The 26,134-nt window shown below is 45.6% G+C and carries 24 protein-coding genes; 13 read left to right on the forward strand and 11 right to left on the reverse strand.

Annotated elements, in window-relative coordinates:
• Nucleotides 1-107 precede the first annotated feature (107 nt).
• The 6 genes from dnaE (at nucleotide 108) to AB4512_RS04820 (ending at nucleotide 7,794) form a co-directional block, all read left to right on the forward strand.
• The gene (dnaE, locus tag AB4512_RS04795) at nucleotides 108-3,587 is read left to right on the forward strand and encodes a DNA polymerase III subunit alpha (protein WP_372174542.1); all 3,480 of its coding nucleotides are present in this window, start codon (nucleotides 108-110) and stop codon (nucleotides 3,585-3,587) included.
• A gap of 45 nt (nucleotides 3,588-3,632) precedes the next feature.
• A complete protein-coding gene (gene accA, locus AB4512_RS04800) occupies nucleotides 3,633-4,592 on the forward strand; it encodes an acetyl-CoA carboxylase carboxyl transferase subunit alpha (protein ID WP_017060731.1) in 960 nt (319 codons plus the stop codon).
• A 124-nt stretch (nucleotides 4,593-4,716) separates the two neighbouring features.
• Nucleotides 4,717-6,051: a tRNA lysidine(34) synthetase TilS gene (gene tilS / locus AB4512_RS04805; protein ID WP_372098325.1), complete on the forward strand. Its 1,335-nt coding sequence runs from the start codon at nucleotides 4,717-4,719 to the stop codon at nucleotides 6,049-6,051.
• A gap of 46 nt (nucleotides 6,052-6,097) precedes the next feature.
• Nucleotides 6,098-6,421: a cytochrome c gene (locus tag AB4512_RS04810; protein WP_170791809.1), complete on the forward strand. Its 324-nt coding sequence runs from the start codon at nucleotides 6,098-6,100 to the stop codon at nucleotides 6,419-6,421.
• 130 nt (nucleotides 6,422-6,551) lie between these two features.
• Nucleotides 6,552-6,890 (forward strand): nitrogen regulatory protein P-II, encoded by a 339-nt coding sequence (gene glnB / locus AB4512_RS04815; protein WP_017063373.1) that lies wholly within the window; start codon nucleotides 6,552-6,554, stop codon nucleotides 6,888-6,890.
• Nucleotides 6,891-6,951: 61 nt separating this feature from the next.
• Nucleotides 6,952-7,794 carry an endonuclease/exonuclease/phosphatase family protein gene (locus AB4512_RS04820; protein WP_017060728.1) on the forward strand — a complete coding sequence of 281 codons (843 nt, stop codon included), beginning with the start codon at nucleotides 6,952-6,954 and terminating at the stop codon, nucleotides 7,792-7,794.
• Nucleotides 7,795-7,900: 106 nt separating this feature from the next.
• On the opposite strand, the gene AB4512_RS04825 is transcribed toward AB4512_RS04820, so the two are convergent.
• From AB4512_RS04825 to gloB, 3 genes are all read right to left on the reverse strand, one after another.
• Nucleotides 7,901-8,587 carry a YIP1 family protein gene (locus AB4512_RS04825; RefSeq protein ID WP_017060727.1) on the reverse strand — a complete coding sequence of 229 codons (687 nt, stop codon included), beginning with the start codon at nucleotides 8,585-8,587 and terminating at the stop codon, nucleotides 7,901-7,903.
• On the reverse strand, nucleotides 8,584-10,158 hold the full coding sequence (locus AB4512_RS04830; RefSeq protein ID WP_017063374.1) for a LysM peptidoglycan-binding domain-containing protein: 1,575 nt from the start codon (nucleotides 10,156-10,158) through the stop codon (nucleotides 8,584-8,586). The genes AB4512_RS04825 and AB4512_RS04830 overlap by 4 nt, the downstream gene beginning before the upstream one ends.
• Nucleotides 10,159-10,228: 70 nt before the next feature.
• Entirely contained in the window at nucleotides 10,229-10,987 is a 759-nt protein-coding gene (gloB, locus tag AB4512_RS04835; RefSeq protein ID WP_017060725.1) for a hydroxyacylglutathione hydrolase, read from the reverse strand.
• A gap of 53 nt (nucleotides 10,988-11,040) precedes the next feature.
• On the opposite strand from gloB, the gene AB4512_RS04840 reads away from it, so the two are divergent.
• Nucleotides 11,041-11,823 carry a class I SAM-dependent methyltransferase gene (locus tag AB4512_RS04840; protein ID WP_017060724.1) on the forward strand — a complete coding sequence of 261 codons (783 nt, stop codon included), beginning with the start codon at nucleotides 11,041-11,043 and terminating at the stop codon, nucleotides 11,821-11,823.
• Nucleotides 11,824-11,921: 98 nt separating this feature from the next.
• Here the strand turns inward: AB4512_RS04840 and rnhA are convergent, their stop codons facing one another.
• Nucleotides 11,922-12,386 carry a ribonuclease HI gene (gene rnhA, locus AB4512_RS04845; protein ID WP_065583989.1) on the reverse strand — a complete coding sequence of 155 codons (465 nt, stop codon included), beginning with the start codon at nucleotides 12,384-12,386 and terminating at the stop codon, nucleotides 11,922-11,924.
• 56 nt (nucleotides 12,387-12,442) lie between these two features.
• Between rnhA and dnaQ the strand changes: the two genes are divergently transcribed.
• Nucleotides 12,443-13,210: a DNA polymerase III subunit epsilon gene (gene dnaQ, locus AB4512_RS04850; protein ID WP_017060722.1), complete on the forward strand. Its 768-nt coding sequence runs from the start codon at nucleotides 12,443-12,445 to the stop codon at nucleotides 13,208-13,210.
• Between the two features lie 9 nt (nucleotides 13,211-13,219).
• Nucleotides 13,220-14,467, forward strand: coding sequence for a TIGR03503 family protein (locus tag AB4512_RS04855; RefSeq protein WP_065583988.1), 1,248 nt, complete (start codon nucleotides 13,220-13,222; stop codon nucleotides 14,465-14,467).
• A 128-nt stretch (nucleotides 14,468-14,595) separates the two neighbouring features.
• Here AB4512_RS04855 and fadE read toward each other — a convergent pair whose 3' ends face one another.
• On the reverse strand, nucleotides 14,596-17,061 hold the full coding sequence (gene fadE, locus AB4512_RS04860) for an acyl-CoA dehydrogenase FadE (protein WP_029235127.1): 2,466 nt from the start codon (nucleotides 17,059-17,061) through the stop codon (nucleotides 14,596-14,598).
• A gap of 329 nt (nucleotides 17,062-17,390) precedes the next feature.
• Between fadE and lpcA the strand changes: the two genes are divergently transcribed.
• Nucleotides 17,391-17,966 carry a D-sedoheptulose 7-phosphate isomerase gene (lpcA, locus tag AB4512_RS04865; protein ID WP_017063379.1) on the forward strand — a complete coding sequence of 192 codons (576 nt, stop codon included), beginning with the start codon at nucleotides 17,391-17,393 and terminating at the stop codon, nucleotides 17,964-17,966.
• A gap of 67 nt (nucleotides 17,967-18,033) precedes the next feature.
• Nucleotides 18,034-18,879 carry a class II glutamine amidotransferase gene (locus AB4512_RS04870; RefSeq protein ID WP_372112394.1) on the forward strand — a complete coding sequence of 282 codons (846 nt, stop codon included), beginning with the start codon at nucleotides 18,034-18,036 and terminating at the stop codon, nucleotides 18,877-18,879.
• A gap of 120 nt (nucleotides 18,880-18,999) precedes the next feature.
• Here the strand turns inward: AB4512_RS04870 and purN are convergent, their stop codons facing one another.
• Both purN and purM read right to left on the reverse strand, forming a co-directional pair.
• Nucleotides 19,000-19,674, reverse strand: a complete 675-nt coding sequence (purN, locus tag AB4512_RS04875; RefSeq protein ID WP_372112393.1) for a phosphoribosylglycinamide formyltransferase — start codon at nucleotides 19,672-19,674, stop codon at nucleotides 19,000-19,002.
• Nucleotides 19,675-19,806: 132 nt separating this feature from the next.
• On the reverse strand, nucleotides 19,807-20,847 hold the full coding sequence (purM, locus tag AB4512_RS04880) for a phosphoribosylformylglycinamidine cyclo-ligase (protein WP_008222945.1): 1,041 nt from the start codon (nucleotides 20,845-20,847) through the stop codon (nucleotides 19,807-19,809).
• A gap of 169 nt (nucleotides 20,848-21,016) precedes the next feature.
• Between purM and upp the strand changes: the two genes are divergently transcribed.
• Entirely contained in the window at nucleotides 21,017-21,643 is a 627-nt protein-coding gene (upp, locus tag AB4512_RS04885; RefSeq protein WP_017060716.1) for a uracil phosphoribosyltransferase, read from the forward strand.
• A gap of 141 nt (nucleotides 21,644-21,784) precedes the next feature.
• On the opposite strand, the gene AB4512_RS04890 is transcribed toward upp, so the two are convergent.
• The gene (locus tag AB4512_RS04890) at nucleotides 21,785-23,023 is read right to left on the reverse strand and encodes a uracil-xanthine permease family protein (protein WP_017060715.1); all 1,239 of its coding nucleotides are present in this window, start codon (nucleotides 23,021-23,023) and stop codon (nucleotides 21,785-21,787) included.
• 277 nt (nucleotides 23,024-23,300) lie between these two features.
• Here AB4512_RS04890 and AB4512_RS04895 point away from each other — a divergent pair, with 277 nt between their 5' ends.
• Nucleotides 23,301-24,560 (forward strand): DUF2066 domain-containing protein, encoded by a 1,260-nt coding sequence (locus tag AB4512_RS04895; RefSeq protein WP_017060714.1) that lies wholly within the window; start codon nucleotides 23,301-23,303, stop codon nucleotides 24,558-24,560.
• 110 nt (nucleotides 24,561-24,670) lie between these two features.
• Here the strand turns inward: AB4512_RS04895 and AB4512_RS04900 are convergent, their stop codons facing one another.
• From AB4512_RS04900 to arsC, 3 genes are read right to left on the reverse strand one after another with little or no spacing between them, the layout of a single operon-like run.
• Entirely contained in the window at nucleotides 24,671-25,108 is a 438-nt protein-coding gene (locus AB4512_RS04900) for a DUF2069 domain-containing protein (protein ID WP_017060713.1), read from the reverse strand.
• Entirely contained in the window at nucleotides 25,105-25,698 is a 594-nt protein-coding gene (wrbA, locus tag AB4512_RS04905; protein ID WP_017060712.1) for an NAD(P)H:quinone oxidoreductase, read from the reverse strand. The genes AB4512_RS04900 and wrbA overlap by 4 nt, the downstream gene beginning before the upstream one ends.
• A gap of 6 nt (nucleotides 25,699-25,704) precedes the next feature.
• Nucleotides 25,705-26,055, reverse strand: coding sequence for an arsenate reductase (glutaredoxin) (arsC, locus tag AB4512_RS04910; RefSeq protein WP_017060711.1), 351 nt, complete (start codon nucleotides 26,053-26,055; stop codon nucleotides 25,705-25,707).
• Between the last annotated feature and the right edge of the window lie 79 nt (nucleotides 26,056-26,134).

The following is a 26,134-nucleotide window of genomic DNA, read 5'->3' on the forward strand; positions in this document are numbered from 1 at the left end:
ACGTTAACTAGAGCTTAGCATCGAATAAAGTTGCTAACTTGTATTAGAAAAAAATAGAATACACACAGTTGTAATCCTAGGCTCAAACCTAGAACTCAGGAAAAATAATGTCAGATCCAAAATTTGTTCACCTACGCGTACACAGTGACTTTTCGATGGTGGATGGCCTATCCAAGGTGCCACCATTAGTTAAAAAAGTCGCTGAAATGGGTATGCCTGCTCTAGCATTGACCGACTTTACCAACCTGTGTGGTTTGGTGAAGTTTTACGGTACTGCCCATGGGTGTGGGGTTAAACCTATTATTGGTGCTGACTTCTTGATGCAGTCTCCGGATTTTGGCGATGAATTAACCAAGCTCACTGTTATTGCAACGAATAATAAAGGTTATAACAACCTAACATTATTGATTTCAAAAGCTTACCTTCGTGGTCATGTTCAACATCAGCCTGTTATTGATAAAGAGTGGCTGATTGAACATGCCGAAGGCCTGATCATTCTATCGGGTGCGAAGGAGGGTGAGATCGGTAAGGCGCTGCTGAAAGGCAATCGAGAGTTGGTTGCAAGCAGCGTTGAGTTTTACAAAACACATTTCGCAGACCGTTTTTACCTTGAGCTGATTCGTACTGGGCGCCCGGATGAAGAGTCTTATCTGCACTTTGCGCTAGAGCTTGCTGAACAAGAAGACCTGCCTGTTGTCGCGACCAACGAAGTGGTTTTCATTTCTGAAGACTTGTTTGATGCCCATGAAATTCGTGTGGCGATTCACGACGGTTTTACAATGGTTGATCCGCGTCGACCGAAAAACTATAGCTCACAACAATACTTGCGTAGTGAAGAAGAGATGTGTGAGTTGTTCTCAGACATCCCTGAAGCACTGGAAAACAGTGTCGAAATTGCTAAGCGTTGTAACGTAACAGTTCGACTGGGCGAATACTTCTTACCTAACTTCCCAACGGAAGGTTTGGCGATTGAAGACTTCTTGATTAAAAAATCAGAAGAAGGCCTTGAGCGTCGTTTAGCGTTTCTATTCCCTGATGAGAAAATTCGAGCTGAACGCAGACCTGAATACGATGAGCGACTTAAGATTGAACTTGAAGTTGTCAACAATATGGGGTTCCCGGGTTACTTCTTGATCGTAATGGAGTTCATCCAGTGGTCAAAAGATAACGACGTACCAGTAGGTCCGGGTCGTGGTTCTGGTGCCGGTTCTTTGGTGGCTTACGCATTGGATATCACCGATCTTGATCCACTTGAATATGACTTGCTGTTCGAACGTTTCTTGAACCCAGAACGTGTATCTATGCCCGATTTCGATATCGACTTCTGCATGGATAAACGCGACCAAGTTATTGATCACGTAGCCGAGATGTACGGTCGTGATGCTGTTTCTCAGATCATCACCTTTGGTACCATGGCGGCAAAAGCGGTAATCCGCGATGTAGGCCGTGTATTGGGCCACCCGTTTGGTTTCGTCGATCGAATTTCAAAGCTTGTACCGCCAGACCCGGGTATGACGCTAGAGAAAGCATTCCTTGCTGAACCTGCATTGCCAGAGCTTTACGATGGCGATGAAGAAGTTCGTGAGCTGATTGATAAGTGTCGCATCCTTGAAGGTTGTACGCGAAATGCCGGTAAGCACGCAGGTGGTGTTGTTATCTCACCCACCACGATCACCGATTTTGCGCCAATCTATGCCGATGCAGAAGGTAACTTCCCAGTAACGCAATTCGATAAGAATGACGTTGAAACCGCCGGTTTGGTTAAGTTCGACTTCTTGGGTCTACGTACTCTGACCATCATCGATTGGGCGTTAGGCCTTGTAAACCCTCGCCTGAAGAAAGAAGGCAAAGAGCCGGTTCGTATCGAGTCGATTCCTCTTGATGACCAAGCGTCATTTAACCTATTACAAAATTCTGAAACCACCGCGGTATTCCAGCTGGAATCGCGTGGTATGAAAGACCTGATCAAACGTCTACAACCGGACTGTTTTGAAGATATTATCGCATTGGTAGCCTTGTTCCGTCCGGGTCCTCTGCAATCAGGCATGGTAGATAACTTTATCGACCGTAAGCACGGCCGAGAAGCGGTTTCATACCCAGATGAAACGTGGCAGCACGAATCGCTTAAAGAGACACTAGAACCTACGTACGGCATCATCCTGTACCAAGAACAGGTAATGCAAATCGCACAGATCCTCGCTGGTTATACGCTTGGTGGAGCGGATATGTTGCGTCGTGCGATGGGTAAGAAAAAGCCAGAAGAGATGGCAAAGCAGCGTGGTACCTTTAAAGAGGGTGCTGAAGCCAATGGTGTTGATGGCGAGCTGGCCATGAAGATCTTTGACTTGGTAGAGAAATTTGCGGGCTACGGCTTTAACAAATCTCACTCCGCAGCATATGCACTGGTTTCTTATCAAACGCTATGGCTGAAAACGCACTACCCAGCGGAATTTATGGCTGCGGTAATGACGGCAGATATGGATAACACCGAGAAGGTTATTGGCCTTGTTGATGAATGTTTCCGTATGAAGCTCAAGCTTTTACCACCAGATATCAACTCGGGTCTGTACCGCTTTAACGTGGATGAAGATGGCGCGATTGTTTATGGCATCGGTGCGATCAAAGGGGTCGGTGAAGGCCCTATTGAAGCGATTATTGAAGCGCGAAATAAAGGTGGTTACTTTAAAGACTTATTCGACTTCTGTGCACGTCTTGATCTGAAGAAGGTTAATAAACGTGTTATCGAAAAGTTGATTCTATCCGGAGCCTTAGATAGATTAGGTCCTCACCGAGCGGCGATGATGGCATCTTTGAAAGATGCGGTGAAGGCAGCGAGTCAACATCACCATGCCGAGTCTTTTGGTCAATCTGATATGTTTGGCGTGTTGACCGACGCTCCGGAAGAGGTTGAACACAAGTATACCCAAGTGCCTAAATGGCCTGAGAAGATTTGGCTTGAGGGTGAACGTGAAACGCTTGGTTTGTATTTAACGGGTCACCCGGTTAACGCTTACATCAAAGAGTTAGCGAAATACACTAGCTGTCGTTTGAAAGATGCCACGCCAACGCGTCGTGACCAATCACTAACAATTGCAGGCTTGGTGATTGCTGCGAGAGTGATGACAACGAAGCGCGGCACGCGAATTGGTTTGATGACACTTGATGACCGTTCGGGCCGAATGGAAGTGATGTTGTTCTCGGATGCGCTCGATCGCTACGCAGAATTGCTCGAAAAAGACAAAATTGTGGTCGTTTCCGGACAGGTCAGCTTTGATGATTTCAATGGCGGGCTTAAAATGTCCGCGCGCGAGGTCATGGACTTAGGAAGCGCCCGTGAGAAATATGCTCGTGGGGTGTCGATATCTATCGACCAATCCCAAATTAACGGTCAATTTTTTGAACGCTTTAGTCAAATCTTAGAACCTTATAGAGCCGGAACGGTCCCAGTCAATGTATACTACCAGCGTGCCGACGCTAGAGCGCGGTTAACATTGGGCACAGAATGGCGCGTGACGCCAAGTGATACATTACTAGACGAATTAAAACAGCTGCTTGGAAATAGCCAAGTAGAACTCGAATTTAACTAAAATTTAGCTTCGCGAATGCGGAGCTGAATCAACAAGGATTCATAGATGAGCCTGAACTTTCTAGAATTTGAAAAGCCTATCGCTGAACTTGAAGCAAAAATCGAAGCGCTACGTGACGTTTCGCGTCACGGTGGTGACACAGCGGTAGATCTAGACAAAGAAATCGAACAACTAGAGAAAAAAAGCTTAGAGCTTAAACAGAAAATCTTTAGTGACTTAGGTGCATGGCAGGTAGCTCAACTTGCTCGTCACCCTCAACGTCCTTACACCAAAGATTACCTGGAGCATGCATTCACAGAGTTTGAAGAGATGGCGGGCGATCGCGCTTACGCTGACGACAAAGCTATTGTGGGTGGTATGGCTCGTCTAAATGGCCGTCCTGTTATGGTTATTGGTCACCAGAAAGGTCGTGAGACTAAAGAGAAAGTGATCCGTAACTTTGGTATGCCAAAGCCAGAAGGTTACCGTAAGGCGCTACGTCTAATGGAAACTGCTGAGCGTTTCAACATGCCTATTATTACTTTCATCGACACAGCGGGCGCATACCCAGGTGTTGGTGCTGAAGAGCGTGGTCAATCTGAAGCTATCGCTAAAAACCTAAAAGTGATGGCTGGCCTTTCAGTTCCTGTTATCTGTAACGTTGTGGGTGAAGGCGGTTCTGGTGGTGCACTAGCGATTGGTGTTGGTGACTACGTGAACATGCTTCAGTACTCTACGTACTCAGTAATCTCTCCAGAAGGTTGTGCTTCAATCTTATGGCGCGATTCAGATAAAGCACCACAAGCAGCTGAAGCGATGGGCCTGATTGCTCCTCGTCTTAAAGAGCTTGAGCTTATCGACGAAATCATTCCTGAGCCTCTAGGTGGCGCGCACCGCGACCCTGCACAAACCGCTCAAAACATGAAAGACATGTTAGTTAAACAGCTAGAAGAGCTAGAGCAGTTTGATAACGAAACGCTGCTTGAGCGTCGTTACCAGCGTCTAATGAGCTACGGCTACTGCTGATAACTTGCCTTAGCGATAAGGCTAGCTATACGAACAAATGATGAAAGGGTTGGACTCAGTGCCAACCCTTTTTTATTATTAAAACATTATCCCTTAACACACGATCTCTTGGTTTATTAGCCTCATGACACACTTAATTGATACCTTCACATCTGTACTTGATCAAAGCGCGCTTAAGCCTTGTCGGTTGATCGTCGCTTTCAGTGGTGGTGTCGATTCACGAGTGTTGTTGGAGTTGGCTGCCCAATTCGCTAAGTCCCATCACATCGATTGCTGTGCGGTACATGTTCACCACGGCTTAAGCAACAATGCTGATTATTGGGCAGAGCAGTGCAAAACATGGTGTGATGCTGTGTCGGTATCCTTGTTCATTGAACGAGTCTCGCTAGATATTAGCCGTGGAGAAAGCGTTGAAAAGCTGGCTCGAGACGCGCGATACCAAGCCCTTAAAAAGCATATTAGACAAGGTGATGTGTTAGTGACAGGCCAGCACATCGATGACCAAGTCGAGACCTTCTTGTTAGCTCTTAAGCGTGGCAGTGGTCCGAAAGGGCTCTCTTCAATGGCGAAAGTGATGCCATTTTCAGGTGCTCATATCGTTCGCCCACTGCTGTCGGTGACGAGAACGGATATTGAAGGGGCGGCGCGCGATATGGCTTTAACTTGGATAGAAGATGAGAGTAATCAAGACGTTCGCTTTGACCGTAATTTTATTCGTCATCAAGTCACTCCGACACTGACCGAGCGTTGGCCTAGTTTTCGAGAATCGGTCAGTCGTAGTGCTCAGCTATGTGCAGAGCAAGAGTTACTGTTGGATGAGTTGTTAGAATCTCACTTACAACAAGCTTTGACTGAGAAGCATAGCTTAAGTATTGAGGTATTATCTCAGCACTCTGATTTACTGCGTGCACGCTTATTAAGAATGTGGCTGAGCCGCTGTAATCAACCAATGCCGAGCCAAAAGCAGCTCAAACTTATATGGGATGAGGTGGCATGTGCTCAGGCAGACGCCAACCCTAAGCTGGTGTTGAATGAGGTTGAGGTTAGACGTTTTAATCATCAGCTCTATGTCGTCAAAGAGACCAAAGACTTGTCGAACTGGCAAAGTGATATCTCGATGGAAGAGAGCTTAGTTTTGCCTGACGGTTTAGGGGAACTACACTTAACTTCAGCGGCGAGTGATGGTGTATCTAACCACTGTGATGCGCAACATTTTAGTCTCAACACAACGAGAGGAACACTGCGAGTGATATTTAACCCTGAGGGATTGTCAGCACACCCTGTTGGGCGCGGTCATAGCAGGAAGCTTAAGAAGTTGTTTCAAGAGTACCAAGTACCCAGTTGGTTAAGACGCAGAACGCCGATATTAATGGATGGCGATCGAGTGATCGCTGTTTTAGGCTTATTCGTAGATAAAAACTACGAAGGTCAAGATTGTGAAGCGCTTTGGAGCAAGTAGAAAAAGTTTATGTCACAATTCACCGTCACTTTAATAAAAATAATTAATGGAATATGCAATGAAGAAAATTACACTAGGATTAGTTCTTGGATTTGGACTATTGAGTGGTAACGCTCTGGCGGCTGATGTTGCTGCGGGTCAAGCTAAAGCAGCAATCTGTGCGGCATGTCATGGTGCAGACGGTATCGCAGTGATCCCTGGCTATCCAAACCTTAAAGGTCAAAACGAGCAATACATCGCTTCATCAATTAAGGCCTATAAGAATGGCCAGCGCACCGGCGGTTTGGCCGCTGTAATGCAGGCTCAAGCTTCAATGCTGAGTGATGAAGACATCGCGAATCTAGCCGCTTACTACGCAAGCCTTAAGTAAAACCTTCTCAAAGCGCTGATTAAACAAGATGATAAATTTCGAGCCAGAGCTTTAAAGCTCTGGCTTTTTTCATTGAATGTTTACTATAGCTAACCGATAATGAGCCATTCGCACAGTTTAAGGGATGAACATGAAAAAGATTGAAGCCATTATCAAGCCATTCAAACTTGATGATGTACGTGAAGCACTTGCAGAAGTGGGTATTACGGGTATGACAGTATCTGAAGTTAAAGGCTTTGGACGTCAAAAAGGTCATACTGAGCTATACCGCGGCGCAGAGTACATGGTCGACTTTTTACCTAAAGTGAAACTAGAAATCGTTGTGACCGACGAAGTGGCTGACCAATGTGTTGATACCATCATTGAGACGGCTCAAACAGGTAAAATTGGTGACGGTAAGATCTTCATTACTGAAGTTGAACGTGTGGTACGTATTCGTACTGGCGAAGAAGACGAAGACGCCGTATAAAAAAACTATTACCCTAAAAGGAGCGTTTATCGCTCCTTTTTCATCTCTGGTAGGGTGCTGTATGTTTAAGAAAACCATCATTGTTATCACGTTATTGATAACGCTTGCTGTCGTTAGTTTTCATTTTATCTTCGTGATCCCGAATAAACCCAACCTGATCATTTCCTCTCAAAGTACCAGTAACGACATCTACAGTTGCTACCAAAACTCTGCACCGAAAGCGATTGATGTGTCTGATGGCTTAGACATTACGGTGTGGAATATCTACAAGCAAAACCGAAATAATTGGCAGAGTGAGTTAAATAAGCTGTCGGCAGGTAGCGATTTAGTCTTGCTGCAAGAAGCGAGTATGACAGAAGGACTTCGCCAATGGGTAATGAGCGGACAGTGGGGAAGCACACGTGTTAATGCGTTTGAGGCCTTTGAGCAAAGTGCTGGGGTACTCAACCTAGCAACCCATTTACCGATTGAAGCGTGTGCTTATACTCATGAAGAACCTTGGCTTCAACTGCCTAAATCGGCGCTTTGGTCGCGTTACCAACTAAACAATGGCGAAGAGCTGGCTGTGATTAATATCCACGCTGTGAACTTTACCTTTGGTACGGAAGATTACGAGGCTCAGCTCAAGAGCTTAACTGACAATCTGCAAAAGTATCGTGGGCCGGTTATTTTTGCTGGGGACTTTAATAGCTGGAGTGAAGCTCGCTTTGCTGTATTGAAAGATGCGTTGGAGAAGGTTGGTTTGACGGAAGTTGCCTTTGAGCCAGATAACAGAACTCAGTTCATTACAGGACTGGTGCTCGACCATGTGTTCTATCGAGGGCTAGAGGTAGAAAAAGCAAAAGCGCCCATTACGGACGCTTCTGATCATAACCCTATGCGAGTGACCTTTAAGGCTAAATAGTGATTAGCTATTAGTCATTGGAACTTAACCATTCGCACGGTGGTTACCTTGGGAAATCTAACGGAACAATAGGCTAGAGAGTCTTCGCTAGCCTTATCTCTTCTACTTAAAAGATTAAAATGTAGAGCGCCCAGATTAGGTAGTAGCCAACCCATGGTAAGCCTGAAATCACAAGCGCTTGCCCGCGTTCAAACTCAGTCCACGTTAATACCGCAGCATAACCTAGCACGATGTACCATGGCAGAAGCAGTGGTAATGAGCTAGCAAACTGTGACCAATCATTAGTTAGCGGTAACTTGATCAAGCCATTTAAGCTGTTCAAGTCGGCAGCGTAGTTCATCACATGTCCATGCTTGAGTATCAGGCTTGCGTAGCTTGCTACATCACCTAAAACAGCTGGGAATATAACAACCGATGCCGCTGCAAACCATCGCCAAAAGCTGTGCTGATGTTGGCTTGGCTTGGTTGCTAGGTTAAACCAGAATGCCAATAGAACGATGGTTAATGTTCGGCCAAATACGTCGCTGATGATTTCACTTGCGAGTAAGGTATTGCTGTCAAGTAACGCCAATTGGTCAGGGTTCGTTTGAGCCAGTTGCTGCGAGAGCTCCGCACTTAACCATGCAAAATCTACATTCGAAAAATAAGCACCCCAAAACAAAAATGGGCTGAGCATTAATACGACGTAGGGTTGCCATCCCCAAGCACTTCGTTGATAAAGCGCTAAGAAACAAGCTGTTGGCGAACGGAATATATCCAACAGCATGACGAGTGGGTTACTTGACGGGTTCATACACTTACCTTAGTTACATCAACATACAGCTTCAGTTTTTGTCCTGGCTGTAGGTATTTTTTGTTCTGCAAAGTGTTCCATTTTACAACATCTGTACTTTTTACTTTGAACTTTGATGCAATACCGCTGACTGTGTCACCTGATCTTACGTTATAAAAGATCGTACGGATGATGGCGCCGTCTGAGCCGTTCTTCCAAATGACCAGTTCTTGACCAACTCTAAGCGTGTCGCGTGGTCCCATGCCATTCCACTTAGCCAGTGATTGATGAGAGACCTTATTTGCGCGTGCAATCGTCCATAGGCTGTCACCACTTCTTACAGTATGGCTGAGCTTATATTGACCACGACTCTTCGACTGTGTGCTTGCTAGGCGGTTTGAGGCGCTTAGGGCGTATGTCTTGTCGTCTTTGGTGGATGTTGGGATAAGTAAGTGCTGGCCAATACGAATATTGTTGTTGCTCAAACCGTTTGCAGAGCGGATCACTTTGCTGGTGGTGTTATATTTGCTTGCCAGTACGCTAATGCTGTCACCAGATTGAACCTTGTAACGCACCAACTTCATGCCTTTGCCTTTATTGGCAGCGACTTCTTTGTTGAATTTCTCAACTGAATCTAAAGGAAGTAATAGTTGTTGGTGTTTCTCTGGTGCCGTTGCCCATTGGTTGTAAGCCGGGTTGTAACCTTGAAGTTCTTTGACAGGAATGCCTGCGTAGTTCGCAGCAATGGCTAAATCAAGCTGTTCTTCAGGGTTAACCAGAGTCAGCACTGGCTTATTCGGGATCGCCGGAATATCGATGCCATACTTTTCTTGGTTGGCAATGACATCTGCTAGAGCAAGCAGTTTAGGTACATAGCTGCTGGTCTCTTTTGGTAAGTCCAAAGAGAAAAAGTCGATTGGCTTGCCAAGCTTCTTGTTCTTGCGGATTGCGCTGTTTACTCGACCACCACCACTGTTATAGGCAGCAATCGCATGATTCCAGTCGCCATCGAAACGTCGGTTAAGATCTGAGAGGAAGTCCAATGCGGCGTCGGTAGAGGCGGCAACATCGCGGCGGCCGTCATACCAAAAGTTCTGTTCAAGCCCGTAGTCTTTGCCAGTGCCTGAAATGAATTGCCATAGACCAGCAGCACTGCCATGAGAGTAGGCAAACGCATCGAAAGAGCTTTCTACAACGGGTAGTAGTGCCAATTCTAGTGGTAAGCCTTTTTCTTCAATCTTAGTCGTGATCAGATACAAGAAAGGTTCAGCACGCTTTGATACTGTTTTTAGATGACTCGGGTGCTTGAGATACCAAGTTCGGTAGTAGTCGACCTTCTTTTGGTCTGGCACTTCCATTTCAAGTTGCATCGCAATGCGTTTCCAAACATCTTCTTGTGTTTGTGGAGTAACGACAGGTGCTTCAACTTTTTGATCTTCTTTGGCTGTTGCTTCTGATGAAACGTTCGCTTGAGAAACTTCTTTAGTAGGAGATGTGTTGGTTTGCTCGGAAGCTTGGTCTGGATTCTCTGACTGAGTTAATTGGCAACCAGAAAGTAGTAATACCAAAGCCCAGCTGTACTTAACTCGCATGTTACAGCCTTTTTAATTAACGGCCGATGATAATACTTGCCACCCCCTATGAGTGACAAGTCTGTATTTGTTAAAATTCGTTCTTCCACGCACGTAAAGCGGTGAATACCGATAAAGGATCGGTCTGCTCGGTGCGATTAGACACTGATTTCACTACACTTGGCTCGGTATAGCGCAGGAAGGGGTTCACAAACTTCTCTTGTCTCAAATTTGTGGGGATGGTCGACTTATTTTGAGCGCGAAGTCGGTTCACTTGGTCGCGATATTGCTGCAAATGTTGGTTATCAGGCTCTACGGCTAATGCGAAAGCGATATTGGCTGCAGTGTACTCATGTGCACAATAAACTTCGGTTTCTTGAGGCAGAGCCGTGATCTTATTCAGTGCATCGAACATCTGTTGTGGTGTGCCTTCCATGATTCGGCCACAGCCCGCAGAGAACAACACATCACCACAAAACAGTTTGGCATCGCCCACATAACCAATATGACCCGCAGTATGGCCACTGAGCCCTAGGACGAGGAATACTTCGCCAAACAGTTCTAATTGATCACCATCATCGACCGGATGAGTTAAGGTAGGGATAGGTTCATTCCTTGGACCGACAACATCCACGCCGGGAAATTGTCTAACGAGTTCTGGAACACCACCAATGTGATCGTGGTGGTGGTGTGTAATCAAGATTGCATCTAAAGTTAGCTCATGGTGTGCCAAGTACTCTAATACTGGAGCCGCATCACCAGGGTCGACGACAGCACAACGGCGATCGCTATTTTGAATCAGCCAGATGTAATTGTCGTTAAATGCAGGTATGCTTTTGATATGTAACATTATTGGTTCTCCAGTCACTATTAGTGCGACAGAATAAGTGAGACAGATTATTGATGAAGCCAGCACGTAGCAGAAAGAAGTTTGAACGTCCTTACACTTGGGCGCAATTGCACAATGGGGACTGGTTGAGAGAATCTATTCAAACTCGACTCGATGAGTGGTGCCCAAAGCTATTTGGTTACCATATGCTCAAGCTCGGTGGCCTCAGTAGTGAGATTTCTAGCTGCACATGCAACATTCAACATCAAGTAAACCTAGATATCCAGAACCCATTACATAATGTGATAGCGGATGGCTATAATTTACCCTTTTTGGAGAAAAGCTTTGATGTTGTAGTACTGAGTCATCAGCTAGATTATAGCAATGACCCGCATCGCTTATTGAGAGAAGTCGATCGAGTGATGATGGACGATGGCTATATCATTATCACGGGCTTCAACCCAATCAGTGTCACTGGGCTTGCCAGTTTGATGCCTTGGCGAAAGAACAGCTTGCCTTGGAGTGGGCGTATGTACACGCCAAGTCGAATTAAAGACTGGTTAGGTGTACTTAACTATGAAGTAATTCATTGTGACACCTACGCGCTGTTTCCGATGAGTAAGTATCAAGCGATGTGGACGTGGTTGGAGAACAGCTTAGGTGGTTGTGCATCCTTCGCCGGAAGCCAATACTTTATTGTTGCTCGTAAGCGTACTTACCCGCTAAAACCCATCAAACCACATTGGCACCTTAAGCGACGTTTCTCGCCTGTTGGGGCAAGTTTTAGAACCAATACGCGCCGTACAATGGATTCAGCCAAAGCGTCATATCCGCTAAAAACAGAAAAAGCCGATTAGTTGTCGGCTTTTCATCTATCAATTCGATTGAGAAATTGTCAATTAGTTTAAGAAATTATAAATCGCTTTCTGAAATGTGCGTCTAATTAAAAAGACGATTAGCTTGGTTGATAGCCCGTATCTTCTAGAGTCGGATTCTCCGCTGCATTTCGCGCTAAATCATCACACATTTCGTTTTCTCTGTGTCCGGCGTGTCCTTTTACCCAGCGCCAATCAACGTTATGGCGAGCGGTTTCTTTATCGAGCCTTTGCCACAGATCGGCATTTTTAACCGGTTTCTTGTCGGCTGTTTTCCAGTCACGCTTTTTCCAGTTATGAATCCACTGTGTGATGCCTTGACGCACGTATTGGCTATCTGTGGTCAGAATCACAGAGCAAGGTTCTTTGAGGGCTTGGAGAGCAACGACAGCGGCGAGCATTTCCATACGGTTATTGGTTGTTAGCGTGAAACCTTCTGCTAGCGTCTTCTCGACTTTTTTGTAGCGAAGTACGATGCCATAGCCGCCGGGACCAGGGTTGCCTAAACAAGAACCATCAGTGAAAATTTCAACTTGTTTCGTCATGATTTGATACTATTACCTCAAGCACATTATCGGCATAGTCTGACACAGTTATCCTTATGAATACCAGTAGCACTCCAGAACAAAGCACGAACGAAAAAAACAGTTCGAACGAAAATAAGCGCATTGTTGTACTCGATACCGAAACCACCGGTATGAATACAGAAGGTGGCCCTCACTATATGGGTCACCGCATCGTTGAAATTGGTGCAGTAGAGATCATCAACCGTAGGCTGACCGGGCGTCATTTCCACGTCTACATCAAGCCCGATCGTGCGATTCAAGAAGAGGCGATTGGCGTTCACGGTATTACCGATGAATTCTTGATTGATAAGCCTGAATACCAAGACATTCATAAAGAGTTTCTCGACTTTATCAAAGGTGCGGAGCTGGTGGCTCATAACGCGCCCTTCGATACGGGCTTCATGGACTATGAGTTTGAGAAGCTCAACCCAGCGATAGGTAAAACGGATGACTACTGTAAAGTTACCGATACCTTGGCAATGGCGAAGAAGATATTCCCAGGTAAAAGAAACAACCTAGATATCTTATGTGACCGTTACGGTATCGATAACTCGCACCGTACTCTCCACGGCGCATTGCTCGATGCGGAGATCCTAGCCGACGTCTACTTATTGATGACGGGTGGTCAAACTTCGCTGCAATTTAACGCTGGTCAACAGGAAGGCGAAGCCGAAAGCATACGAAGAGTAGAAAGTGGTCGAAAATCCCTAAAGGTTTTACGAGCTACGGCCGATGAAGTAGAAGCGCATCAAAGTCGTTTAGATCTCGTCGAGAAAAGCGGAAGCTGCCTCTGGCGTCAGTAGGGAGAAAGTATGTTAAGGGTATTGGCTACCGGTTGCTTATTGCTGTTAAGTTTTGGCTTACATGCAGCAACAGAATCCGTTATGAGTTTATTGGACAACCGTTTTAGAGTTGATCCCAGTATTGAACAAGTCACCTTTGTGATTTATCGAGCCGATAACTCTAAACCTGTCGTTTTGGTTCGCCCTGATGGCAAGAAATACTACTCTTGGCGCAATGCTGATAATGTCCGTTGGTACGAAGAATCGTCCATGGACATTATCTCTATCGACAATCCGATGCCCGGCCCTTGGCAAGCGATAGGTAAAGTTTCCCCTAAGAACAATATCAAGCTGCTGTCTCATCTTGTTTTGGATGCTAATGAGTTCCCAGATAAGTTGTATCAAACAGAGCGCATCAAATTTACCGCTCGACTGACTTCTGATGGCAAGCCGCTGGTGCTGCGCGATTTTCTCGATCGCGTGAAGCTTAAGGTTACCTTTACTAAGTTTGTTGAAAACGAAGAGTCTTTGGTGAGAGAAGCGCGCCCGGTGCCGGTTGTGATGGGCGAGTTTGCCGATGATGGCGCTGATCTTGATGAAAAGGCCGGAGATGGTGTGTTCACTGTCTCTTTGCCAATTGATATCGAGCCCGGTAAATACCGAGCGCGTATTACCTCTGGTAATGGCGTGTTCCTGCGAGCGCAAGAGCAAGAAGTCTTGGTTTACCCAACACCGATCACTAGCACCTTCATTCAATCACGAAAAGAGGGTTTACCTCATACTATTGTGGTGTCTGGTGAACAGGGGATGATCGCACCGAGCTCGTTAGCGGTTCATGTTGAGCACAAGGCTTCTGATGAATATGTGATGTACAAGCAGGGGCAAGCTGAAGTCGACGCAATGAAAGTCGCTTTAGAGGTGCCTTATAATGGCGATTTAGGAATTTATAATTGGTCAGGGATGGTTTATGCCACTGATGCTTCAAGTCAGCGCCCGCTGATTTTTCCAATTACCGAGCAGTCGTACAGCGTTGTTGAAGATATCGACTTAGCAGAGTCACGACGTCTTCAAGAAGAAGCTCTTGCTGAACAGAAGCGTATCGCAACAGAGTTGATGATCCTTCAAAAACGTGAAGATGACAGACAGCGCAGTATGATCATTATTGCGGTGGGTAATGTGGTCGCTATTCTATTGGGCTTATTGATTTGGTTTGTGGTTCGTAAGGTCAAGGCGAAGAAAAAAGCGTTACCTGAGATGCAGCTCAAGGCGCCCAAGTAACTCGCTTAGATGATTAGATTGTCTAGAGAGAATAAGCTGCTAGATAAAGCATTGGAATTTGTGGCAACGAAATCATGAACAAAAAAACGGGACTCATAGTAGTCCCGTTTTTGTTTCTTTTTCTGGCCTTAAGCGACGTTATCAATCGATTGGTCTGGGTACTGAGATTTTGCTGCAAGCTCCTCTGGTGAGAAGTCATCCACGTTAATCGTGTACAGTCTATGTTCCTCAGCGCTAATCAGAAGATTTGCTTCGTCTTGCGTTAAGATACCTTTCTCAAGTCCCAACTGAGCAACAAGATCAAGTCGTAAGAAGGCACGTTTTTGATGTGTCTCTTTGCAGACTTTGTCGAACAGAGGTTCAGCTTGAAGAATCACTTCTAGCGCTTTTTCAATCTTACCTACTGGGTTGTATTCCGTCGCTTCTAGGTATTGGCCGCGACCTATACGAGAGCGTGTTTCGCTTGGTGTTTGTAGAATGTGCGCAACTTTGCTATCGAGCTTGTCGTTTGGAGCACGACGGATACGACCAAATGGCATTAGCACAACACGAAGCAGACGACCAATCACAGGGTTAGGGAAGTTCGCTAAGAATTCATCAATCGCCACTTCAGTCTGACGTAAGCTATCTTGCATCCCCCAATGTACTAACGGTAGATCTTCAGCGTGGCTGCCTTCACTTTCAAAGCGCTTCAACGTTGCTGAACCGAGGTAAAGTTGACTTAAGATATCACCCAGTCTTGCTGATAAACGTTCTCTACGCTTCAGTGATCCGCCTAGAACTGCCATTGAAATATCAGACAGTAGCGCTAGGTTTGCACTGTAGCGGTTTAGCTGTTGGTAGTAACGCTGTGTCTGTTTATCTGTTTTATTTGAAGGTGTTGGCGCATCAGAACCACGACCATCGGTTAAACCAAACCACAAGCTGCGGACTAGGTTGCTCATCGTAAAGCTAACGTGCCCTGCTAACGCTGAATCAAACTTATCAAGCGCATCGCTGCTTTCAGAATAAGCCGCTTCCATTTCGTTCAGTACGTAAGGGTGACAGCGAATCGCACCTTGACCATAGATGATCATTGAACGAGTCAGGATGTTTGCGCCTTCAACCGTAATCGCGATAGGCGAGCCTTGGTAGCCACGAGCTAGGAAGTTCGATGGGCCTAAACAAATGCCTTTACCACCGACGATATCCATCGCATCAATGATGCTGCGCTGGCCACGGTGAGTACAGTGGTACTTAACGATTGCAGAGATAACCGAAGGCTTTTCACCAAGGTCGATGCCCGCAACGGTTAGGTTACTTGCAGCGTCCATTACATAAGCGTTACCTGCAAGGCGTGCAAGTGGCTCTTCAACCCCTTCCATGCGGCCAATAGGCTGTTTGAACTGACGGCGGATACGAGCGTAAGCGCCAGTTGCAAGCGCGGCAGACTTGATGCCACCAGTTGAATTTGAAGGCAGTGTGATACCACGACCAACCGACAGGCACTCAACCAGCATACGCCAGCCTTGACCGGCCATTTTCTGACCGCCAATGATGAAATCGATAGGCACGAAGATATCGTCGCCTTGCGTCGGGCCATTTTGGAAAGGTACGTTTAGTGGGAAGTGGCGGTTGCCAATCTCTACGCCTTTTAAATCCGTTGGGATAAGCGCACAAGTGATACCAAGATCTTTTTGATCACCAAGCAGGCCATCCGGGTCACGAAGTTTAAAAGCTAAGCCTAATACCGTCGCGACAGGCGCGAGAGTGATGTAACGCTTGTTCCAAGTTAGGCGCATGCCGAGTACTTCTTCGCCTTGCCAGTCGCCTTTACAAACCACACCGTAATCTGGAATAGAGCCAGCGTCTGAGCCAGCTTCTGGGCTAGTTAGTGCGAAACAAGGGATCTCTTTACCTTCCGCTAGGCGAGGCAGGTAGTGGTTTCTTTGTTCTTCTGTACCGTAGTGTTGTAAAAGCTCACCAGGGCCTAATGAGTTAGGTACGCCAACTGTCGATGACAATACACTAGAAACGCCTGTTAGCTTCTGTAGAACCAAAGATTGAGCGTAAGCTGAGAACTCTAAGCCGCCGTATTTTTTCTTGATGATCATGGCGAAGAATTTATGGTCTTTCAGGTATTGCCATACTTCTGGTGGCAAATCAGCAAGCTCATGAGTGACTTGGTAATCATTGACCATTTCACACACGATATTTACTGGACCATCTAAAAACGCTTGCTCAGCTTCAGAGAGTTTCGGGTCAGCAATGTTCTGAAGTTTCTTCCATTCAGGTTTGCCTTTGAACAGCTCTGCTTCCCACCATACTGTGCCGGCTTCTAGTGCTTCTTTTTCTGTCTGAGACATCGCCGGTAGAACTTTCTTAAATAAAGAGAGTGCTTTTTGGCTGATCAGTGTCTGACGAATGGTCGGTACAGCAAAGATCGCAACGGCTAATAGATAGCAAAGCCAGCCGGTAACAGCCACGCCGCCAAGCAGTGTTAATGCTACCATTGCGCCGGTTAATACAACTAATGCACGTACCAGACTAACTCTATGGTAAAGACAGACGCCTAAGATGGCGGTCATGCCGAGTAGGGAGAGCAATATGTTCATGATCGATTTCCTTTTCAGAGATCACTTATTGTTATTAAGTTTTAGGTAAGAGGTCTAACCAGTTAAGTGTAAACAAAATATTAAATATTTGTAAAACTCCAAGGTGAGTAAAAAGTGATCTCAATAGAGTTAAAATTCTAATTGTGAGAGGTTGGTGGCGAATATTTGGACGGATTTACAACGACAAGTTAATTAAGGTGGCAATCTTTGGGCTTAAGTGTCGACACTATTTCATGTTTGTGGGTAAACTCAGGTAAAAGAGGGAAAAACCCTCAGCTCTCATTTCACGTACCTTAAGTTGCGTAAAAAAAATATAAGAGATAAGCCTTATGTACCAAGACCTAATCAAAAGTGAATTGAACGAAGCTGCTGACGTTCTTAACAAGTTCTTGAGTGATGATCACAACATTGCTCAAATTGAAGCGGCTGCAAAACTGATTGCTGACTCATTCAAACAAGAAGGCAAAGTGCTTTCTTGTGGTAACGGTGGCTCACACTGTGATGCGATGCACTTCGCGGAAGAGCTAACAGGCCGATACCGTGAAAATCGCCCGGGCTACGCTGGCATTGCGATTTCAGACCCTAGCCACCTGTCTTGTGTAAGTAACGATTTTGGTTACGACCATGTCTTTTCTCGCTATGTAGAAGCGGTGGGTCGTAAAGGTGATGTGTTGTTCGGTCTGTCGACTTCAGGTAACTCTGCCAATATTCTAAAAGCGATTGAAGCGGCTCAAGCGAAAGGCATGAAGACGATTGCATTGACGGGTAAAGATGGCGGTAAAATGGCGGGTTGTGCGGATATCGAAATCCGAGTACCACACTTTGGCTACGCAGATCGCATCCAAGAGATTCACATTAAGATCATCCACATTGTGATTCAGCTTGTCGAAAAAGAGATGGAATAATAGTTTTACAGACATTTGGAGCCCAGCTTTTTGGCTCCATTGGTTTTAATAGGGAGTAGATTAAACCATGTGTGAATTGCTCGGTATGAGCGCGAATGTGCCAACTGATATTTGTTTTAGCTTTACTGGTCTTATGCAGCGTGGAGGCAACACTGGCCCGCATCGTGATGGCTGGGGTATTACCTTTTATGAGGGAAAGGGTTTTCGTACCTTCAAAGATCCGAATCCGAGCTGTGAATCTAAGATCGCTGAGTTGGTTCAAAACTACCCAATTAAAAGCCAAGCTGTTGTCAGTCATATCCGTCAAGCCAACCGTGGTGGCGTTAATCTAGAAAATACACACCCTTTTACCCGTGAGCTTTGGGGGCGATATTGGACCTTTGCTCACAATGGTCAATTATCAGATTACGATGATCTGGTGAGTGGGCGTTTTAGACCTGTCGGCGAAACGGACAGTGAGCTCTCTTTTTGTTGGCTACTGAAACAACTAGAAGAACGTTTTCCTGAACCACCTCAAGACATGGAAGGCATGTTTCGTTTCGTGGCTGAGTGTTGTGACAAGCTACGCGAGAAAGGCGTATTTAACATGTTATTGAGTGATGGTGAGTATGTGATGACTTACTGTACTAACCATTTGTACTGGATAACCAGACGCGCACCTTTTGGTAATGCGAGCCTGATTGATGAAGATGTTGAGATAAACTTCCAAGAAGAGACTACGCCAAATGATGTGGTGACGGTGGTAGCAACTCAACCTCTTACGGACAATGAAGAGTGGTTTAGAATGAAGCCGGGCGAATATGCGCTGTTTCATTTTGGTGAGCTGATTGGCAATAACCATCAAGCGTTGGAAGATGTCGCTTATGCGCCGAAGAAGGTAGCAAGCCAAGCGCCAACTGAACCATTGAGCTGAGCTAAGTATCCCGAATAGTATTATTTGAACCGTATAAAAAAGGCCGCTTACTGCACTAACCAGTCAGTAAGCGGCCTTTTTGTTTTTCAGCAATTTGTTGTCTGAGAGTCGTTTGACGAATTACTCTTCTGCGTAACCGTGTTTACCTAATGCTTTACCGTCTAACACAGCCTGTCCATTGACCATTGATAAACGGTCTTCCGCGAACCACTTGCAGACCATAGGGTAAATGCAGTGTTCTTGAGTCAGCACTCGGCTTGCCAACATATCAGCATCATCATCTTCAAATACCGGCACCTTAGCTTGCAAGATCACAGGGCCGCCATCGAGCTCCTCGGTAACAAAGTGGACGCTAGTACCGTGTTCTTTGTCTTGCGCATCAATGGCACGCTGGTGGGTGTGTAGGCCTGGGTATTTCGGTAACAGAGAAGGGTGGATGTTGACCATTTTCCCTGCATAGTGACGAACAAACTCTGAACTCAGGATTCGCATGTAGCCAGCGAGTACGATTAAATCTGGCTGGTAAGCATCGATCTGAACCATCAATTCATGGTCAAACTCTTCACGTGAACCAAAGTCTTTTGGATTCACTGAATGAGCGTCAACACCTGCGGTTTTCGCTCGTTCTAATCCAAAAGCCTCTGCTTTGTTTGAGAAGACAGCTTTAATCGATGCATCAATCATATCGCTATCGCAGGCATCTAAAATAGCCTGTAAGTTACTTCCGCTTCCTGAAACTAACACAACGATGTTTTTCTGAGAGTGACTGGTTTTATTTGAGTGATTGTTTTTCATAGAGTGGGTCATACGATTGATTAACTGAATTGTTTACAATGTACCTACATAAACTAAGGTTTTCTGCGGGCTAAATAGCAAAATGAGGACCATTAGGTCCTCATTGATTAACTAAGTAAGTGAGCGTATCACTTATTTAATTTCAACTTGCTCTTCGCCAGCTTCAGCGTTTGCGATCTCACCGATAACCCAAGCGTTTTCGCCTTCAGCTTTCAGTAGTTCAACAGCAGCGTCTGCTTGATCTTTAGGTAGAGCAACAACTAGGCCTACACCACAGTTGAAAGTGCGGTACATTTCGAATGTCTCCACGTTACCTTTCTCTTGTAGCCAGTTGAAGATAGCAGGCCATTCCCAGCTCTTGCCATCAATGACTGCTTTAGTACCTTCAGGAAGTACGCGTGGGATGTTTTCCCAGAAACCACCACCTGTGATGTGTGAGATAGCATGAATGTCATGCTCTGCAATCATCTTAAGTGCCGATTTGATGTAAATCTTAGTTGGTTCTAGTAGGTGCTCACCGATAGTGCGACCTTCTAGTTCTTCACTCTTATCAGCACCAGAAACTTCTAGGACTTTACGAATTAAAGAGTAACCGTTTGAGTGTGGACCACTTGAGCCAACAGCGATAAGTGCGTCGCCTGCTGCTACTTTAGTGCCGTCAATGATGTCCGCTTTTTCTACAACACCAACACAGAAGCCAGCTACATCGTAGTCGTCGCCTTCGTACATGCCTGGCATTTCAGCAGTTTCACCACCGATAAGTGCACAACCAGCTTGAACACAACCTTCAGCGATGCCAGAAACAACGTCTGCTGCTGTGTCTACATCTAGCTTACCTGTTGCGTAGTAGTCTAGGAAGAATAGAGGCTCACCACCTTGAACGATTAGGTCGTTCACACACATTGCCACTAGGTCGATACCAATGGTGTCGTGTTTTTTCAGATCCAAAGCAAGGCGAAGTTTAGTACCAACACCATCAGTACCTGAAACAAGTACTGGCTCTTTGTATTTCGTTGGAAGTTCACATAGGGCGCCAAAGCCACCAATACCGCCCATTACTTCAGGGCGACGAGTGCGTTTAACAGCACCTTTAATACGGTCTACTAGTGCATTACCTGCGTCGATATCAACACCAGCGTCTTTGTAGCTTAGAGAAGAAGTATTACCACTCACGGGATAGTCCTCGAACTTAAGTTGGATGTGAAAACGGCGCTATTCTAACAGGGCTTGAATATGAAGAGCAAACGTTTGCGCGGTTTTTTTTATTAGAATAAAGATTCTGAAATAACCTTAGAGTTCGTGTATAATCTACAGGTTTGTTTAAATATTGCCGGAGTTGGAAATGAAAGTTGTTGAAGTGAAACACCCGCTAGTAAAACATAAAATTGGCCTGATGCGTGAAGGTGAGATTAGCACTAAGCGTTTTCGTGAGCTAGCGACAGAAGTGGGTAGCCTTCTAACATACGAAGCGACATCAGACTTTGAAACTGAGCGTGTGACGATTAACGGTTGGAACGGTCCAGTAGAAGTTGACCAAATTAAAGGTAAAAAAGTAACGGTAGTGCCAATCCTACGTGCTGGTCTAGGCATGATGGACGGCGTTCTTGAGCACATCCCAAGTGCACGTATCAGCGTTGTTGGTATCTACCGTGACGAAGAAACACTTGAGCCAGTACCATACTTCAACAAGCTTGCATCTAACATCGATGAGCGTATTGCTCTAGTGGTAGACCCAATGCTTGCGACAGGTGGTTCTATGATCGCGACTATCGACCTGATGAAAGAGAAAGGTTGTAAGCACTTTAAGATTCTTGTGCTTGTTGCTGCTCCTGAAGGTATCGCTGCTCTAGAAAAAGCGCACCCAGATGTTGAGCTTTACACGGCTGCAATCGATGAGAAGCTAAACGACAAGGGCTACATTGTTCCTGGTCTTGGCGATGCTGGCGATAAGATCTTCGGTACTAAGTAATTCGGTTTCAGCTTAAGTGACTCTAAACAGTTCCTTAACTCGCTGAATTAACGGTATTAATAAAAAGGGAGAGCATTCGATGCTCTCCCTTTTTTGATCTTGTTAGGTTGTGATTCTTTGGAATCTAGCCTTACCGACTCATTAATCGATTTGAGCTTTATCTACCACAGTGTTGTCACCTAGCTCTTCTGGAAGTACTAGGTTAAGTAGAATCGCAACGATACCGCACAAGCTTACGCCCTGTAGGCTAAAGTCACCGATACCAAAGGCCATGCCGCCAATACCAAAGACTAAAGTAATGCCCACAATCACAAGGTTACGTGATTTGTGTAGGTCAACATTGTTTTTGATTAGCGTGTTAAGACCCACTGTTGCGATAGAGCCAAACAGTAGAATCATGATTCCGCCCATTACAGGAACCGGAATCGTTTGAAGTAGTGCGCCTAGCTTGCCAACCAATGCAAGAACGATGGCTGTGACTGCAGCCCAAGTCATGATCACAGGGTTGAATGCTTTGGTAAGCATTACTGCGCCTGTTACTTCACTGTACGTAGTGTTTGGCGGCGCGCCCAGCATTGAAGCGGCAATTGTTGCCACACCGTCGCCAGTAATAGTGCGGTGTAAACCTGGTTTTTTAAGGTAGTCTTTACCGGTCACGTTAGATATCGCAAGCATATCACCTACGTGTTCAACGGCAGGTGCAATCGCGACAAATACCATAAAAAAGATAGCGTTGATGTTGAACTCTGGCGTTGTGAAGTTTGGCAGTGCTAACCAAGATGCTTGCGCTACTGGAGTGAAGTCTACCGCGCCGTATACCAAGCTGGTGATGTAACCCGCAACAATACCACCGAAGATTGGCAGTAGCTTAAGGAAGCCTTTTGAAAACACACTGATGACAATCGTCACTAACAGTGAAATTGAAGAGATCCACAGGGCAGCGTCTGCATCAACAAGCTGAACCGCACCATCGCCTGTCTTACCTAGCGCCATGTTAACTGCAACAGGTGCAAGACCTAAACCGATAACCATGATCACAGGGCCAACAACGACTGGTGGAAGCAGTTTATGGATGAAGCCAACGCCACGAACTTTAATTAACGCGCCCATTAGTACATACACAACACCTGCCGCCATTAGGCCGCCCATGGTTGCACCGACACCCCAAGTTTGAATACCAAACATGATAGGCGCGATGAATGCAAAAGAAGATGCTAAGAAGATTGGCACTGAACGGCGTGTAATAAGTTGGAATAAAAGGGTACCGATACCTGCGCCAAAGAGTGCAACGTTGGGGTCAAGTCCTGTTAGTAGCGGCACGAGTACAAGCGCACCAAATGCTACAAACAGCATTTGCGCACCTTGCAGAGCATTTTTCATGTTATGTCCTTAAAATGGTCGTTATATGAAAAGCGAAAAATAAAATTCGCGGGATTCTATCACTTGGCAATCGATTGCTACACCAAATAGATCAAATTTATTTATCTTAGTGATGTTTTATATCCATCTAAGCCCTAGAAATTCAGTTTATAAGTGAGCGATTTATCATGGCCAGGTGATATTTTGTGGTTATTAAACACAGTGGGCGCTATCGACCTTGCCCCTCAATCCATAGTTGCTTATCATCTAGGCACAAGATTTGAATATTAGGATCAGTATGCGCTACATAGCATTGTTGTTGATGGGACTATTAGCCTCTCCGAGTTATGCCTTAACTCAAGTAGATATTTTTAGTGCTGAAGTTGCGATTAACGCTGAAGACAAACAGCCAGAACAAGTGGCAAGAAATACAGGTATGGAGCAGGTATTGATACGTGCGACTGGCCAAACTGATGTCGCTTCGAATGAGACGATTCAAAAGGCGATGCGCAAGAGTTCGCAGTACATGTCTCAAATGAGTTTTGGCGAAAGCAATGACCAATCAACATTGCGTATGCGTTTTAACGGTGCTCAAATCCGTTCTCTGTTGACTCAAGCACAGTTACCTTACTGGCCTGACACGCGTTCAAACATCCTTGTTTGGCTTGTGGAAGAGGACAACTACGACAAGAACATCGTATGGGAACACTCTAACTCACAGTTAGCAGCTAGCTTACAAGCGAACGCAAAAGAGCGTGGCTTGCCTCTAACGCTGCCTGTGGGTGACTTTGACGATATTACGGGTATTGCGACTTCTGATTTGTGGGGTAGCTTTGTTACGCCAATCAGTAAAGCGAGTCAGCGTTATCCTGTTGATGCTGTGTTGGTGATAAAGGCTCAATCTTCAGGCCTACGTTGGGCTCTATACGATCAAAAGCCAAGTCAATTGACGAGTGCACCAACATCGCCTGTAAGTGGTTCACTATCGGGTAACAGCGACACGACTTCTAAGAAGTTAGTTGACCAAATCAGTAACTACTACGCAGGCAAAAGTGCTGTGACGGTAGCGAGTGAGTCATCAGAATCGATTTTAACGCAGTTTATTAGCCTGAATAATGCTCAAGACTTCTTCCAGTTAGAGAACGCACTTAAGCGTCTAAACTCGGTGGCAAGCCTAGATATTCTGAAGATTCAGAACAACGAAGTCACTTTCCGAATTCACTTATTGTCGACTCAACAAGAGTTTGAGCAAGAAGTAGCAAGTATTCGCCAAGTTGCGAAGGTTGAAGAATCTTACATTGAGCCTGAAGTGAGCCCTGAATTTGAAACTCAAGACAACACAATGTCTGTAGGTGATGATTCAACAGACGCTGCTGAAGTCGTTGGTGACGAAACTGACTCAGGCGTACAAGTGATTAAGGGCAACGAGGTATCTGAGGATGCTGAGCTAACGAATACGCCTGACGCAACGTTAGAGGATTCTAGTACAGAAGATCTAACCATCACTGCGCCAGTACATGCTAAGCCAAGCTTGGTATACGAGTGGGTTCGCTCATAATTGTCAGCTGACATGACTGATTGAAATGAAAACTTGAAAAAAGCCCTGCAAGAGCAATCTCGCAGGGCTTTTTGTTTGTAAGCGGTCAGTTTAAAAGCATGGGCTCAATATTATTGCTCGAACTTAGCTTTTTCTCTCTTTTCTACTTCAGAAAGACGCTTCAACTTGATGCCTAACTCTTTGGCTCTAAAGCGAGTAAATAAGATATTGCCCGCGAAACCTAGAGTCGTCAGAAGCAGTTCTACAGCCGCTAATAAACGTTCACCATCGTCTACATACAAGATAGTTAATGCGTGTAGGAAATAGAGCATCAAGACGAAATTTGCCCATGCGTGCGTATAAGGTTTTCCTGCTAAAATGCCCGGTAATGGCAATAACAGCGGGATAGCCCAAGCAATCGCCAGTGTGACATTACTGAGATGAGGGTGCGGTGAAAGCGTCATCTGCCAAGCCACCACCCAGAATAAAAGCGACAAGTTGCCCGCTAAAGCAAGGTAGCGAAATAGCTTGGTTTTGGGAGACATAGCCTTCTCTGGCATATACATCATTGAGAAATTCCCTTCTGATTTATTGCGATGCGCGCTAGGCGTTTACCTAGGTTTTGCGCCAACTCAATCTCTTCTTTGCTAAGTGAAGCGCTCTCTCCAGTACTGCTTGCACCATAAGGCGTACCACCAGTTTGAGTGGTGTGCAGCGCCGGTTCTGAGTAGGGGATGCCCACGACTAACATGCCGTGATGAAGCAGGGGCAACATCATGCTTTGTTGTGTTGTCTCTTGACCACCATGCAATGATGAAGAAGAGGTAAATACACAACCTGGCTTATCGATGAGATCACCATTGATCCACATTGATGTCGTGCTATCCCAAAAGTGCTTCATTGGCCCGGCCATGTTACCAAACCAAACCGGACTGCCTAGCGCCAAACCATCACAAGATCGAAGTTCTTGTAACGAGGCAATAGGATCGGTTGGTTGATAACGCGAATCAGGCTGCTCTTCTACTGTGTACACGTCGTTCACCGTCCTTAGCATAGCTTCGCAGTTCGGGATGGATTCAACCCCTCGTGCAATCTGCCTTGCTAGAGCTTGTGTGTTGCCGTGGCGACTGTAATAAAGAACAAGAATGTTAATGCTCATATTGGATTACAGAATCTCTAGCACTTGCTCTGGTGGACGACCAATTTTTGCTTTGTTGTTCGCGACAACGACTGGGCGCTCAAACAGTTTTGGATTGGTTGCCATCGCGGCGAAAAGATCTTCATCAGTAACTGAAGCATCGCCAAGGTTTGCTTCTTTGTAGTCCGCTTCTTTGGTGCGCATCATGTCGCGAACACTGTCAAAACCAAGCTGAGTGAACAGTACTTTCAGCTGTTCAACTGTTAACGGAGTCTCCAGGTATTTGATGACCTCTGGCTGTACGCCGTTTTCCTGAAGCACTTCTAGAGTTTGACGGCTCTTTGAGCAGCGTGGGTTATGATAAATCACGACAGACATGGTTCTTCCTCATTATTATTTTTGATTTAGTTGTTTAGCTGAAGCCACCAGGGGTGACTTCTTTTTTGTGTAACGTTGA

It is taken from the genome of Vibrio sp. 10N.222.52.B7 (genome assembly GCF_041474275.1).
GTDB lineage: Bacteria > Pseudomonadota > Gammaproteobacteria > Enterobacterales > Vibrionaceae > Vibrio > Vibrio crassostreae_C.